The sequence below is a fragment of the Streptomyces flaveolus genome, assembly GCF_000716535.1.
Taxonomy (GTDB): Bacteria; Actinomycetota; Actinomycetes; order Streptomycetales; family Streptomycetaceae; genus Streptomyces; species Streptomyces flaveolus_A.
The window spans coordinates 1-218 of the sequence record NZ_JNWV01000216.1 but is presented as its reverse complement, the minus strand read 5'-3'; the positions used below and the strand labels follow the sequence as shown (position 1 = coordinate 218).

Sequence of the window (218 nt, the reverse complement as noted above, 5' to 3'; positions counted from 1 at the left end):
CGATGATGTCGAGGGCGATCGCGGACTGCTCGGCGTTGCGCGGGGTGCGGCTGGACAGGAAGCGGGTGCTGCCGTGGCCGCGCAGGTAGGGGACGATGAGGCGGTAGCCCAGGTCGGCCAGGAGCGGGGCGACGTCGACGTAGCTGTGGATGTCGTAGGGCCAGCCGTGCAGCAGGATGACCACCGGGCCGTGCGCCGGGCCGGCCTCGGCGTAGCCG

Annotated in this window: 1 protein-coding gene; it reads right to left on the bottom strand. The window is 72.9% G+C overall.

Annotated elements, in window-relative coordinates; all coding sequences use genetic code 11:
- The coding region (locus OO52_RS45915) for an alpha/beta fold hydrolase (protein ID WP_030659611.1) at nucleotides 1-218 on the bottom strand (218 nt) is incomplete at both ends.